A 14,304-nucleotide genomic window follows, 5' to 3' on the forward strand; every position below is an offset into this window, starting at 1 on the left:
GGTTATACCTTAATGCAATGCTCGGACACTTCGTCCCAGGTATGATAAATTTCCACAACCTGATTGCGCTCCTCGGCCATGCCGCTTTGTACGACAATAATTTCAAGCTCTGTTAAAGCACGAATGCTGTGAAGCATCTTCATCGGAATATGCAGCACATTGCCAGCTCCGACGCGCATAAAATTGCCATTTTGAATAAACTCTCCGCTGCCTTTGACGATGGTCCATACTTCCTCGCGAGCCGAATGCAGGCGGTAGCTGAGGTTTTTGCCGAGCTGAATGCCTACGCGCTTCGTGGATACGCAGCGGCCATCCTCATAAGTGCGATCGTCAAGCACTCTGATCCATCCCCATTGGCGCTCAATATACATCGGCCCCTGGTCGGAGCTGATAAAATCTTTAATGCGCGGACTCGCGCTTTTATCCGTCACCAATATGCCATCGGGACTCACCGCGACTACGACATTTGACAAGCCGAGAATGGAAACGGGGATATCGATTTCATTAATAAGATGCGTGTTAATGCAATCCTCACTGATGATACCTCTGCCTATTTGCTTGTTCTGCATTTCCTCGGTCAGCGTATTCCACGTGCCAAGGTCTTTCCAGTAGCCCTCATAAGGCAGAACGACGATGCTCGACGCCTTCTCGACCACTTCGTAATCAAAGCTGATTTTCGGCAGCAGCTGGTATTGCTTCGCAAGCTCCTCATATTGAATAGGCAGCCCTCTGCTTGCCAGCAGCTCAATCACATAACCCAGCTTGAAGGCAAAAACGCCGCAATTCCAGAAGGCATTTTCTGCAATAAGCCGCTCAGCGATTTCCTCCGTCGGTTTTTCCCGAAAGTGGCTGACCGCAACATATTCACTGTCTGTCTTGCTTGCCATTACCGTACCCGCCACTGCTGAACTCGCCTTTTCCGGTATAATATAGCCGTATTTGGACGACGGATACGTTGGTTTCACTCCTATGAGTGCAATCTCGGCATCAGAGCGGTTCAGAACCTCCTCCAGTTGCTTTACCGCTTCAAAAAAATGGCTTTCCACATAGGGATCAACAGGCAAAATCGCCACTGCCTCATCCAGCCCTACTCCCGCATGGGAATATAGATAGGTGGCGGCAAGCGATATGGCCGCGAACGTATCCCGCCGATCCGGCTCGATAATGAGCGGAACGTCCAGTGAAATTTGGGTCTGCATCATTTCAATCTGGGCCTGGCTCGTCGCAATATAGCTGGAATCGCCCAAGCCATTTTCATTAATTTGGCCCCATACACGCTGCACCATGGAAACCATTTCCTGATTCTCATTTTCCAGCACCTTCAGAAATTGCTTCGATCTCGCATCATTCGATAACGGCCATAGCCGCTTGCCTGAACCTCCGGACAATAATACCAGCTTCATCATGGATTCCTCCCCTTCTTATATGGAAAGCAGCAGCTTGCGATACTTATTAAGCGATATTTCCTTGCGCAAATGCGCCTCCAAATAATCCCGGCCACTGAGGCCCAGCTCCTCCAGCTCCGCGCCGCCAAGCTCAATCATCGCATTCAGCTTTCGCGCAATCTCCGTATACTGCTGTGGCTCCGCCACGATGCCGCAGCCGCTCTCTTCAATAATCCGGCATGCCTCGCTGCCCTGCTCCAATACACCTAGAACCGGCTTTCCTGCTGCCATGACGCCATAAATTTTGCTCGGCACCGACACGCCCTTAATGCCCTTCTGGTTCACGACGAGGTGCACATCCGCCGCATTAAGTGAATACCTGAGCTGCTCCTTCGGCTGAAAAGGTAGAAAGGCTACGTTCGCCAGCCCCTCCCGCTGCACATAATCCTGCATCTGCTTCTTCACAGCGCCTTCGCCGATGAAAGCGAAAATCACATCCGGGTAATCACGAAATCGGCTCGCAAGCTCAACCAGATTTTCTAAGTCATAATACAGACCTAAATTTCCGGAATACATAATGACGAATTTATTTTGCCAATCATGCTCGCGAAGAAACGCTTGAACCTGTGGATGCTCCTTGGACAGCGGAATAATTTCCTCTTCATTCGTCCAGTTGTTAATGACCGTATTGTCCGTCACTCTCCGGCTGGCAAAACGTTTAAGAAGGGTATCCTGCATGTCATAGCCAACGGTAATAATATGATCAGCGTATTTGCAGTTCAGGGTGTCCACCCAGCGCGCCAGTTCGAGCACCGCTTTATTGTTCATATAACCTGCGGCTGCTGCCTGCTCAGGGTTGAAATCCTGAATGTTGTAAATATGCTTGGAGCGCTTAAGCGTCTTGCCAATGGTTCCGATCAATCCGCCCAAAATCGGCGGCTGCGATATCGTGTAAATAAAATGAACCTTTTTCTGCTTCAGCAGCTGAATATTGGCATGAAAAAAGTAGGATGCGATATAACGCAGCCTACTCAGCTTGTTACGCTTATCTACCTTAGGCAGACGAATGCGAATAATTTGAATGCCCTCTAACTGGTCATAGACGACCCGCCGTTTGTCACCCGCAGCTTCCGCTTCCTTCTCGCCCTGCTCGGACTGTGCTGCGATGACCGTAATGTTGAAATCATCCTGCAAATATAAGCACAGCTCCGTCAGCAGCTGCCCCGTTGAAGCGAAATCAGGATAAAAATAATTTATTACGAATACGATATTAGGCTTCATGCCATGACCTCTTTCGCGAATCGCTCTCTTAGATATTGCGCCGGATAACCGGCATGAATTTCATTGGCCGGGATGCTTTTCAGCACCGTGCTTCTTGCTGCCGCAACGGCCATTTCATGCAGAATGACACCGGGATAAACGAATACATCACTCGCCACCCAAGCGCCATCTTTAATGACAATCGGCCGGACTTCCAGCGAAAAAGCTGGATCATTGATTTTATGGCTGCCTGTGCATAAATAAGCATTTTGTGAAATGACGCAGTGGCTGCCCACTTCAATTTCATCCAAGCTATAAAACTGGACATGATCACCGATCCAGGAAAAATCGCCAATGCTGACCTTCCAAGGATACGTGAACTTTGCCGTTGATCGAATTAATACGTCCTTGCCGATATTCGCGCCAAACAGACGAAGCAGAAAGCTTCGCCACGCATACATATTGTGCAGGGAAAACCGGAACAGCGTGCCTTGAATGAGCCACCATAACAGAACATACGCGCCGCTTCTGCCCCTTGAATAACCAGCCTGCTCATACTGGTCCAAGCGAATGAGATTTTTCATCCGATTTTCAACAACTCCTCATAAACCTCCGTCGTTCGTTTCACATATTGCTCCCGGGTGAAGGATTGCTGGAGCAGCGAATAGCCTTCTTCTCCCATCAGCTTGTAATTTTGTTCAAAAATGCTCGTTATCGCCTTTTGAAGCGCCAGCTCATCCTGCGGCGGGACGAGCAGGCCGTTCGCCCCATTCAGCATTTCTGGCACGCCGCCAACATCGGTCGCTACTATTGGAAGCGAAGCCGCCATCGCTTCCAGCAGCACCGTCGGAAAAATATCATAGACCGACGGCAGCACGAATAAATCCGCCTGCTGCAGCAAATCGGCAACATCCCTGCGCATGCCGAGGAAATGCACATTGTCGAGCTTATATTGCTGGGCCATGGCAAGCAAGCCTTGCTTGTATTCCTGATCCGTATCGAAGGCAACATCGCCTACGATGACAAAATGCAGATTTTGCTCGACTTTCTTCCTCTTCATCAAGTGCGCAGCCTTGAGCAAATATTCAATGCCCTTCATCGGCGACAGCCTTGCCACCGTAATGACGATGCGGTCTGTCTCGGCCAGGTTCAGCTCCTCACGCAGCAAGCTATGGGCCGTTTCACTAGGCGCGTTGGTCGCGGAAGGCACGATCACCTCTATGCCATTATGAATTTTAACCAGCTTCTTTGACGTATGGCCGCCCCACTGAAACATGATTTTGCTGCGTTCGCACAAGACGATAATGCGATCATTAAACAGATGGTCCAAATAGCCGACAAATTTATAGGCGATCAGCGGCGTTCTTGGCAGCTCATGGACGGTTTGCAGCGTCGGAATACCGAGCATTTTACCGACAATATTGCCGCCAATGACTTCCATTTTATGCGAATGAATAAGCTTAATTTGATACTGCTTTACGATTTTTCGAAGTGCCCGCATCGATTTGACCAATTTAACCATATTGCGAAAATAATAAAGCGCATCGGTCGGCTTGCCGAAGACGGCAAGAGCTGCAAACAGCACCGTTGCTCCGCTCGCCTCATATTTTTCCACATAAGGGCTCCATTCCGGCAGCACCACATATGGCTTGTATTTCGCCTGATCCAGACCTTGAACCAGCTGCAGCAGCACCGTATCCACACCTCCAACATGGCTTGCATACGGCTGAATATAAAGAATATTTTCCACTTTCTATCCCTCCGTTGACAAAGCCCGGTTTACGGCAGATGTTACGGCTCTGGCATAATAATTCGGGTGCATTTTGCGCCAAAGTCCAAACTTCAGCTTCCAGCTCGACTGAATATACCGTTTGTTCACGAACACCCAGTCCATCGATTCCTTTAAGTTTTGCGGATCAAGCGGATCAATAATGAGGCCATTTTGCTTATCGACGATAATATCCTTCGTTGCTCCCGCGTATTTGGACGCCAGCACAAACGTATTCGTGCTTAACGCCTCGTTGACGACGAGACCCCACACCTCGATTAAGGAAGGAAAAATCAGGCAATCCGCTTCCACCAAATACCCAATCAGCTCATTCTTCTGCTTATAGCCTTCGAAGCTAATCTGCCCCGTTAGCCCATATTGCTCTACACGTGCCTTAAGCTTCTGCTCATCCGGGCCGGAGCCGACAATGGTCAGCTGCCAGGCCGCATCGCTATGCGTCTGCTGGATGGCGTCAATAATTTGCGCGAGACCTTTGCGTTCAATCAATTGTCCGATGAAAAGCAGCTTGATCGGCCCCTCATCGCTGCGTTGCTTGCTCTGCTTATGCTCGGTATATTTTTTATGGAAAAATCGAATGTCCACCGTATTGTAGCCAATGACGATTTTATCCTTGCTGACGCCGTAATACTCTAGGCATTCCGCTGACTGTGTCCCGTATGTAATAAAGGAATCCGTTAGCTTGAAAAACACTTTGCGCACCGTGTTCACCAGTTTATTCTGTACCCGGCTGCTTTCCAGCGTGCTCCCCCACCAAATGATAAATTTTTTCCGAAACAGCTTGCTGTACAGCAGTGCCGACCAATAACCAAGCGAATCGTAGCCTGAGGTAATGACCACATCGGGATTATGCTTCATCAGCCGCAAAAAAATGCCGGGATTAAGATGAACGCCCATATCCAGTTTTTGAATAAAAGCATGCACGCCCGGCAGACATTTGTATGCATATTCGATTTCGCCATAATCAATATCCCACTTGCGATTCTGCTCCTTCTCCTCCAAATACCAGACCGTCAGGCTCGTATTGTCATCATGATGCAGCTTGTTTAATACGGGTATGCGATAGGGCGCAATCGTATTGGTTAGAAGAAGTACCTTGTTCATAGGCTTGCTCCAATCATTTTTATATTCATTTAACTCGAGACACTTTTAAAGTCTGGATATGCCTGATTTAACGGCTCCTGTTTTTGCTTAAAAAACCAATATCCGATTAAAACAAAGAAAAGATATGCCGTTAAATAGGAGGTTCCGCTCATCAGCTCTCCTCTTAGCAAAAAAATTTGAAACGGAGCATAATAAGGCACACATAATCTCGCCACTGAAATTTCATTCGTTGTTACCGCTCGTTCATAGGCCTTCTGTGCCTTCTGAGTAAAATATCCATACAATATAAACAGAAGCACAACTCCAGGCAAACCAAAGTCAATGTAAAACTCTGCCCATAGCGGACATGATAAATTAGTAAAATCGTATCCGAGGGCATCCGCTACTGTCGTTCCTGAGCCAAAAGGTTTATTTGCCCAAATAAATCTTGGAACCCAGAAAAGAAAAGCAACTAATAACTGTTCCCCATTCGTATGACCAAACAGATCAACATATTTAACTGTGTTTAGCGTCATTTGAAAGGCATCATAATCTCCATCTGTCGCCATATTACTTTGGGCAGTAAGACTTTGGACAATTTTCGTCGTATCTGTTGTATGCCTAAACATATCTGATTTAGGAAATACAAATAGCAATAAACATAAAAGCATAATGACCCATTTATAAAATGATCGCTTCCCCCATGGCAATAGTAAAAAGCATAGGGTTAATATCATCGAGCCTATCCAGTATCTAGCTCCCGAAATAGGATTATTGATCATAAAATTAACGATACCAATAAAGAAGATCCATAGCTGTGTTCCTAAGGAAAGCTTTATTTTTGAATGCTTATAATATATAACGCCAAGTACAAGACATACGAATATGGATACCTTTAAAAAACTGGATAACAAAAGAAACTCAATTTTCCCGCCAAACTGAGCATTAAAGATTTGTCTATTGAGAAATAATGCACTAACGCCTCCAATTTTCAAAATAATAATTGCACATATAAACAGCGCAATCAGCGTAAAAATAATAAACTTTTTCTCGTTTACTTGTATTTTGTCGATTTTAAACAAATTTAAATTCGATCGATCATCATAATCGGCTTTTCTCTCCCGTCTCTTGTTCAAGCTATTATGGAGAAAACCACCAAGGTCGAAGGAAAGAATGCCCGCTATAACAACAAACAGCGCAAAGCGAATATCATCACTGGAGTAAGTTCCCGACAAAGGAAAACTCTCCGTAAGGACTTGTTGGAAAGGAACATAACCCATCCAAATGTATACAAAAATCCAGAAAAACAGTTCAATTAATCTTCTTGTATCGCCCATCATAAGTAAAGAAAGCCGTCCCATTGCATAAAACATAATAAACCAGCTCAAGCCCAGGTTAAGATAATTAAATGACGTATCTAGCAATACCGTTTTATAAAGCTCCAGTAAAGGAATTAGAATAGCTGTGTAGCAAAAGATAATGAAATAAAACCCTACCATATAATCAATTGAATTGTTTTTATGCAAAGCTAATTTAGGTTCCATAAGCACGTTCCTTTTGCGCAATTAAATTTTTACAGGTACGCTTATTTCATCAATCGCCTGCACTTTTTTAAAATATAGGAAAGTATATGAATTTTTCATACTTTCTCTCTATTTCCCGGACTGAAACGCGCCGCGCCGTCAAAAGACGGCGACAGCCGTTTCACCTTGACTTTTAGCTTCGCTACTAACCTGTATGCAAATATTAGATATAAGATTGTTGATATAATAAAGGTCAGTTGATTTCCAGCTGTAATTGAAATAATAAACATAATAATGACAAATAAGAGGTTAGCAAAAACCCCTCTTAAATAAACGAGCTCACCCCATAGATTCATTCTTTTAAAACAGGAAATAAACAATAAAACCGTGGTGGTGGCTGCTCCTATAATACTGGCGTAAATCAGTCCATAAACTTGATAATAGAAAACGCCAGCTATAGCTAATGGCACATAAATACCCAACTGAATATAAGATGTAATGGTTACTACCCGTGGCTTACCTATGGCACGCAATGCAACAACAAAAACATTCATAATACCAGCAATACTTGCGTTAAGCAGCATTAGACCGAGCAACGGACTTAACTCAATCCACTCATTACCCAATAATAAAACAATAATTGTTTCTGCGTTGAATAACACATAACCTGAAGTAACAATTGAAAACGAGAAGATAATAAACAGCATTTGTATAAACTGCACCTTCAGCTGGCTGTGATCCTCCCGATTAAGCTTGGAAAGCACCGGGAAAAAATATTGCCCGAGCGCATAAGACGCATCGCTGATGCTCATTTGGCTGAGCTTCTGCGACGTCTGATATAGTCCGAGCATCGTCGTTCCCAGAAAGCGGGAGGCAATGACCTTATCCAATTGATAAAGCACAAGTGTCGAAATGCTGTTCGCCCAAATCCATTTGCCGTATTTGCGAATATCGGCGATGCTGCCCATATCGCGGCTCAGCTTCGGCTTATCCTTGAACCAGACGAAGGAAGCCGTGCAGCGGAACAACTGGGCGATAAGCTGGCCGGCAATGACGCCAATTGGCGAATTCAGCACAACGACGAGCATGACGGATAAGCTTAAATCGAGCATAATCGTAATCAGCTGCAAAATGCCCGTTGAGCGAAAATCCTTATGGCGCATTCGCTCATACCATTTAATGCTGACCGCATTGGTTGCGAGAGGAACGCCCGCTGCCAGCAGCAGCAAGGACGTCGCCCGGCCCTCGCCGAACAGCTGCGCAATATAAGGCGCGGTTATGAGCAGTACGAGGCTGATGCCTACGCCTCTCGCCAGCATCATCGTCCAAAGCGCATTTTTCTGCTGATGGTTCAAGTCTTCTTTCCTCTGAATGATCCCTTCCATGACGCCAAGCTGCGTGAGCAGCTCAATAATCGAAAGGCTCACGAGCGCAATGCTGACCAAACCCATCTCAGCCGGACCGAGCATGCGGGCGATAATGAGGAACTTGACGCCCGTCAGCACCTTCGTCACAAACTGCTGGATAATGACCCAGAACGGATGGTCCTTCGCTTGCAAGATTTGCTTTATTTTGCCCATAAGCCTACCCATTCCTACTCATCATAATGTCTTCCTTCATTTGATCGTGATAATGTGTGAAGCCGGAAATTTGGCTGGAAATGATTTTGCCCAGCACCTTAATTTTCGTCTCCAAGGGCAGAAAACGGTACATATACGCCGAAATGCGATTATTCTCTTCCGTGAACAAAATATCCTGGGCGAAATTGCCCCATTTGTCCGCCGGCATTAAATTAACAACCATGCCGCCAAGCGCGGAGGGCAGCAGCATATTGGAACCATGCACCCCGACAATGACCGCGCTGGATGCATAAATCTCGCAAGCCTTCAGCTCCGCTTCCAGATTGAATTTGCTTACACGGCAATCATCAATCCAATCCGGGAAAGCGAAGGAGCGGCCGAGGCCGACTACGCTGAACTTGACGTCCTTCTCCTGCTTTCTAATTTTGCTGAAAAGCTTGACGATCTTGTTGCGCTGCGACCAAATAATCGGCTTAAGCAGCATGCGCAGCAGCTTATAGCGCTTCGCCGCTTTAATGACATAAGGATTATCGAGCCATACCCGATCCTCACGCCAAATAAAAGTAATTCGTGTCGGCCCAGGCTGGGGCTCCTCCATCTGAAACGGACGCATTTTCGTAAAATGCTCTATATTGAACCGGCTCGGGTGCGAATACGCTCTGCTGACGAAAACCTGCTCAAAACGCTCGCATTGCGCTGAAATTTGCTCATCCAGCTGTGGATAGAACTGCTGCGCTTTGGAGAGCGGCACATTGACCGTCCATACCTCAGCTGCATAATCCGGTACCATCCATTTCATAAACGACTGCACGAGGACGATGATGCCAATATCCGGATTTTCGATACGTTCACGTTCAGCGTTCAACAGCTTGAGCAGGGAATGACCGTAGAGAAAGTCGATGCAGTTAATGATGACCACATCACGGCAAGCCTCTTTAATCTCTACCTCAAGCCTGACCTGTTCATCAGCAGTTGGATGCTGGATGCTGTGAAGCAGCGGATTGCCGAGCCAGCCTTTGGATTCCTCATGACCACTAAGCGTGTACGACGCCCGGTCAATTAAATAAGGATAGGTCGTCGCATGACCCACTTTCAAATCCTCCACATATTCGCCGCCGCAGGCAGGACAGCACGCTTCCACGCATACATGAATGCCCTGCCACAACACTCGTTCATTGGCAAGAACAACGCCGCAATGCCGGCAAATGCCTTCATGCTCGATTACCGGTTTAATTTTAATCATCACTCACTCCAGCTTTCTTCAAAAATAAAGAGCGGCAGATTTGCTCTGCCACCCTGTTCTGCTTTTTATTAAACGCCTGCTCCTGCTGCGCCAATCAAGCTGTTGTTATAGGCTGTTTCTGCACGAACCCGTTTCAAATCCTCATCTACCATCATATGAATCAACTGCTGAAAACCAACCTCCAGCTCCCAGCCAAGCTTCTCTTTCGCTTTTGTGCAATCACCCAGCAGCAGATCGACTTCTGCCGGACGTACAAATTCAGGATCAATGACGACATATTTGCTGTAATCAAGCCCTACATAGGAGAACGCAACCTCCAGCAGCTCGCGAACCGTGTGCATTTCCCCCGTCGAAATAACGAAATCATCCGCTTCATCCTGCTGGAGCATCAGCCACATCGCTTTAATATAATCGCCTGCGAAGCCCCAATCGCGCAGCGCATCCAAATTGCCCATGCGCAGCTCATTTTGCACACCGAGCTTAATGCGGGCTACGGCGTCCGTTACTTTGCGCGTTACGAATTCAAGACCGCGCCGAGGCGATTCGTGGTTGAACAATATGCCCGAGCAGGCGAACATATTAAAGCTTTCGCGGTAATTGACCGTAATCCAGTGGCCATATACTTTGGCAACGCCATAGGGACTGCGCGGGTAAAAAGGAGTCGTTTCCTTTTGCGGCGTCTCTTGCACTTTGCCATACATTTCGCTGCTGGATGCTTGATAGAAACGCGCTTCCGGCTTAACGATGCGCACGGCTTCCAGCATATTGGTTACCGCAAGCGCCGTCAGCTGCGCGGTAGCCAGCGGCTGTGGCCAGGAAGCGGCTACGAACGATTGCGCCGCCAAGTTATATACCTCATCCGGATCGGAAATACGTACCGCTTCGATTAAAGAAGCAAGATCTGTCAAATCGCCGGAAATCCACTCGATCTGATTTTTAATATGAGCGACATTTTCATAGTTTGGCGTGCTTGTTCTTCTTCTCATCCCATACACCTTGTAGCCTTTTTCCAGCAAAAATTCTGCCAAATACGATCCGTCCTGCCCGGTTACACCGGTTACTAGCGCTCTCTTCATTTTCATTCCTCCAAAGGGATTATTGTATACTGTGATGGAAATGTGTCTGCGCTGCGTGAAAAGGACCTGCTTCCGATCGCCATTGCCCTTGAATTTCTCTGAATCCACCCTTAAACGGTAGAAATTCAAGGACAAAAGCGAACACTACCGTTTCTCCAACAGGCCCTTTTCACTCCGCTACGACATTTCATCACATGTGTCTGGTTTTTAAATCTTAATGATTGACTAGAGCTTCCTTCTGATACGCGGCATATACCGAGCGAAGTCCTTCTTCAAGCGTAATACTGGATTTCCAGCCGAGCCTGTTCAGCTTCGATACATCGACCAGCTTACGCGGTGTTCCGTCAGCAACGGTTGTGTTGAATGTAATTTCCCCTTCATACCCCACGATAGAACCAATGAGCTCTGCGAGCTCTTTAATTGAGATATCTTCACCTACGCCAATATTGACGATGTCATTGCCTTCATAATGGCGCATTAAGTAGATGCAGGCATCCGCCAAATCATCGGAGTGAAGAAACTCGCGTTTCGGATTGCCGGAGCCCCATACTTCCACCGATGGCTGGCCGGATTGTTTAGCTTCATGAAATTTACGAATAAGGGCGGGCAGCACATGCGAAGTTTTTAGATCGAAGTTGTCGTTGGGCCCGTAGAGGTTCGTTGGCATAGCTGAAATGTAGGTTGTACCGTATTGCCGGTTATACGATTGGCACATTTGAATGCCGGCGATTTTAGCAATCGCATAAGGCGCATTCGTTGGCTCCAGCTCGCCTGTCAGCAAATATTCCTCTTTCAGCGGCTGCGGAGCAAATTTTGGATATATGCAGGTTGATCCAAGAAACAGCAGCTTGCCAACACGCGTTTGATAAGCAGCATCAATTACATTCGTTTGAATGAGCAAATTATCGCGAATAAAGTCGGCTGGGTAATCGTTGTTTGCCACGATGCCGCCCACTTTAGCCGCAGCGAGAAACACATAATCGAAGGCTTCCTGCTCAAAAAAAGCGAGCACCTCATCCTTTTTGCGCAAATCCAGCTCCGCGCTAGTGCGGCAGACAAGATTTTGGTAGCCTTGCTCGTGAAGGGCTCTGACGATTGCCGAGCCCACAAGCCCGCGGTGTCCCGCCACATAAATTTTAGCACCTAGTTCCATCCCTTTATTCCTCTCCCTTTTAGCGGGCTGTGCTTTTAAAATCTTTTCTTGTTTAAAGGTGAAGTGAAAAAGACGTAGCGGAATGAAAAGCTTGGACTGGGGAAGCGTTAGCGTTCGCTTAAAGCTTTCCGTAGGAAAGCCGCTTCGTAAGCATTCACAATTGACCCGAAATTTCCACCGCAGATGCGGTTTAGATGGAGAAATTGGGGGTCAATGGCGATCGGAAGCCAAGCTTTTCATGCAGCGAAGCTTCTTTTTCATGCTGCCTTTTCAAAGTAAAGGTTTTAAAGCCCCGCCCCTAATACGCATCCTTTGAGCCGAACATCACCTTAACAGTCAGCAAAATAATTTTAATATCAAAAATAATGCTTCTTTGCTTAATATATTGGAGGTCAAGCTCCACCATTTCATGAAAATTCAGTTCATTTCGGCCGCTCACCTGCCATAAACCGGTACAGCCAGGCGTAACGCGCAGTCGCAGCTTGTCATAGCTGCTGTAGCTTTCGACTTCCCGCGGCAGCGGTGGACGAGGACCGACGAGCGACATATCGCCGCGCAGCACGTTCCAAAACTGCGGCAGCTCATCAATGCTCGTTTTCCGTATAAAACGGCCGATCTTCGTAATGCGCGGGTCTTCCTTCATTTTGAACATTGCGCCTTCTACTTCATTTTGGCTAAGCAAATCCTCCAGCATCTCTTCGGCATTGGACACCATGGAGCGGAATTTATACATCTTAAACGTGCGTTCATTACGTCCAACCCTCGTCTGGTAAAAGAAGATTTTGCCGCGCGGGTCCTCCAGCTTGATGAGAACAGCCACGAGAATCAGAATCGGCGATAAAATCATAATGCCTGTAGCTGCCCCGATAATATCCACTGCCCGCTTTGCCATTAAATAGAGGCGTAGCGACTTTCTTTTTTCATAGCTTGCATTAAAACCGCCTTCCAATACGGCCCTGGCATCATTGCGCTGCGGGGATGGGGGCATTCGCAATCACCTCAATTAAATAGTAGAATAACGATTCCAATACTCCAAGGTGAAACGGCTGTCGCCGTCCTCTGGCGGCGTGCGGCGTTTCAGTCCGAGAAATATAGAGAAAGTATGACGAAATCTTATACTTTCCTATATTTTAAAAAAATAGAAAGCGTGCTGCGCTAGTTTGCTTTAATCAGCTGCTCTCTGACCAAAATGTCCTCCAGAACGGATAGCAACTGGCCGCGAAGCTCTTGATTTTGCAAGGCGAAATCAAGTGTCGTTTTAATAAAGCCGAGCTTTTCGCCGACATCGTACCGAATGCCTTCGAAATCATAAGCAAAAACGCCCTGATGCTCATTCAGCTTCTGAATCGCGTCTGTAAGCTGGATCTCGCCGCTGACGCCCTCTTCCTGCTTTTCCAGAAAGCCGAATATTTCAGGGGTTAATATGTATCGCCCCATAATCGCCAAGTTCGATGGCGCCTGGCCTCTCGCCGGCTTTTCCACGAAATGGTTCACCTCATAGAGGCGGTCAAATTTTTCTAAAATGTCTACGATGCCGTAACGATCCGTCTGATCATCGGCCACCGTCTGGACGCCAATCACTGATTTTTGCGTTTTTTCATATTGCTCGATGAGCTGCTTCACGCAAGGCACTTCCGCTTGGACGATGTCATCTCCGAGCAGCACCGCAAACGGCTCATTGCCGATAAAATTGCGTGCACACCATACGGCGTGGCCAAGCCCTTTTGCTTCCTTCTGCCGGATATAATGAATGTCAACATTGGAGGAGCGCCTGACTTCATCCAACAGGTCGAACTTGCCTTTGCTGAACAAGTTGTTCTCCAGCTCAAATGCATGGTCAAAATGGTCTTCAATTGCCCGTTTGCCCTTGCCCGTTACAATAATGATGTCTTCAATGCCTGACGCCACCGCCTCTTCGACGATGTACTGAATCGTTGGCTTATCCACGATTGGCAGCATTTCCTTCGGCATAGCTTTCGTTGCTGGCAGGAAACGTGTTCCGAGCCCTGCTGCAGGTATAATTGCTTTTTTGACCTTCTTCATCTTCCATCACCCTATCCCTATTTATTCTTTATCTATGAATGCCATTCTTAGAAGTTAAAAATGCTAGTTATTGCCTCTTGCCTATAACAAAAGGCAATAACTATTATTTTTAACAGGGCATTTAACCCTTCCTCACATCACACCCTCGACAATCATGTCTAAGGTCGCTTGA

General features: G+C 46.9%; 12 protein-coding genes. All 12 read right to left on the reverse strand.

What is annotated here, in order from left to right; all coding sequences use genetic code 11:
* Nucleotides 1-2: 2 nt before the first annotated feature.
* Complete coding sequence (locus AC50X8_RS09285) at nucleotides 3-1,403, reverse strand: sugar phosphate nucleotidyltransferase (protein ID WP_056041308.1); 1,401 nt, start codon at nucleotides 1,401-1,403, stop codon at nucleotides 3-5.
* Nucleotides 1,404-1,421: 18 nt separating this feature from the next.
* The gene (locus AC50X8_RS09290) at nucleotides 1,422-2,666 is read right to left on the reverse strand and encodes a glycosyltransferase family 4 protein (protein WP_056041305.1); all 1,245 of its coding nucleotides are present in this window, start codon (nucleotides 2,664-2,666) and stop codon (nucleotides 1,422-1,424) included.
* Complete coding sequence (locus AC50X8_RS09295; RefSeq protein ID WP_046233296.1) at nucleotides 2,663-3,229, reverse strand: putative colanic acid biosynthesis acetyltransferase; 567 nt, start codon at nucleotides 3,227-3,229, stop codon at nucleotides 2,663-2,665. Before AC50X8_RS09295 ends, AC50X8_RS09290 begins: the two co-directional genes overlap by 4 nt.
* On the reverse strand, nucleotides 3,226-4,395 hold the full coding sequence (locus AC50X8_RS09300; RefSeq protein ID WP_494879450.1) for a glycosyltransferase family 4 protein: 1,170 nt from the start codon (nucleotides 4,393-4,395) through the stop codon (nucleotides 3,226-3,228). Before AC50X8_RS09300 ends, AC50X8_RS09295 begins: the two co-directional genes overlap by 4 nt.
* A 3-nt stretch (nucleotides 4,396-4,398) precedes the next feature.
* Nucleotides 4,399-5,535 (reverse strand): glycosyltransferase family 4 protein, encoded by a 1,137-nt coding sequence (locus tag AC50X8_RS09305; RefSeq protein WP_056041302.1) that lies wholly within the window; start codon nucleotides 5,533-5,535, stop codon nucleotides 4,399-4,401.
* Nucleotides 5,536-5,564: 29 nt separating this feature from the next.
* Complete coding sequence (locus tag AC50X8_RS09310; RefSeq protein WP_056041299.1) at nucleotides 5,565-7,058, reverse strand: O-antigen polymerase; 1,494 nt, start codon at nucleotides 7,056-7,058, stop codon at nucleotides 5,565-5,567.
* Nucleotides 7,059-7,153: 95 nt separating this feature from the next.
* Nucleotides 7,154-8,617: an oligosaccharide flippase family protein gene (locus AC50X8_RS09315; protein WP_494863129.1), complete on the reverse strand. Its 1,464-nt coding sequence runs from the start codon at nucleotides 8,615-8,617 to the stop codon at nucleotides 7,154-7,156.
* 4 nt (nucleotides 8,618-8,621) lie between these two features.
* Nucleotides 8,622-9,860, reverse strand: a complete 1,239-nt coding sequence (locus tag AC50X8_RS09320) for a hypothetical protein (protein ID WP_494863130.1) — start codon at nucleotides 9,858-9,860, stop codon at nucleotides 8,622-8,624.
* A 68-nt stretch (nucleotides 9,861-9,928) separates the two neighbouring features.
* On the reverse strand, nucleotides 9,929-10,936 hold the full coding sequence (gene gmd, locus AC50X8_RS09325) for a GDP-mannose 4,6-dehydratase (RefSeq protein WP_430161666.1): 1,008 nt from the start codon (nucleotides 10,934-10,936) through the stop codon (nucleotides 9,929-9,931).
* A 214-nt stretch (nucleotides 10,937-11,150) separates the two neighbouring features.
* Entirely contained in the window at nucleotides 11,151-12,089 is a 939-nt protein-coding gene (locus AC50X8_RS09330) for a GDP-L-fucose synthase family protein (RefSeq protein ID WP_099519102.1), read from the reverse strand.
* A gap of 298 nt (nucleotides 12,090-12,387) precedes the next feature.
* The gene (locus AC50X8_RS09335) at nucleotides 12,388-13,077 is read right to left on the reverse strand and encodes a sugar transferase (RefSeq protein WP_099519101.1); all 690 of its coding nucleotides are present in this window, start codon (nucleotides 13,075-13,077) and stop codon (nucleotides 12,388-12,390) included.
* A gap of 167 nt (nucleotides 13,078-13,244) precedes the next feature.
* Complete coding sequence (galU, locus tag AC50X8_RS09340; protein WP_056041290.1) at nucleotides 13,245-14,132, reverse strand: UTP--glucose-1-phosphate uridylyltransferase GalU; 888 nt, start codon at nucleotides 14,130-14,132, stop codon at nucleotides 13,245-13,247.
* Nucleotides 14,133-14,304 lie beyond the last annotated feature (172 nt).

The sequence above is a fragment of the Paenibacillus sp. JT22N15 genome (assembly GCF_059383755.1).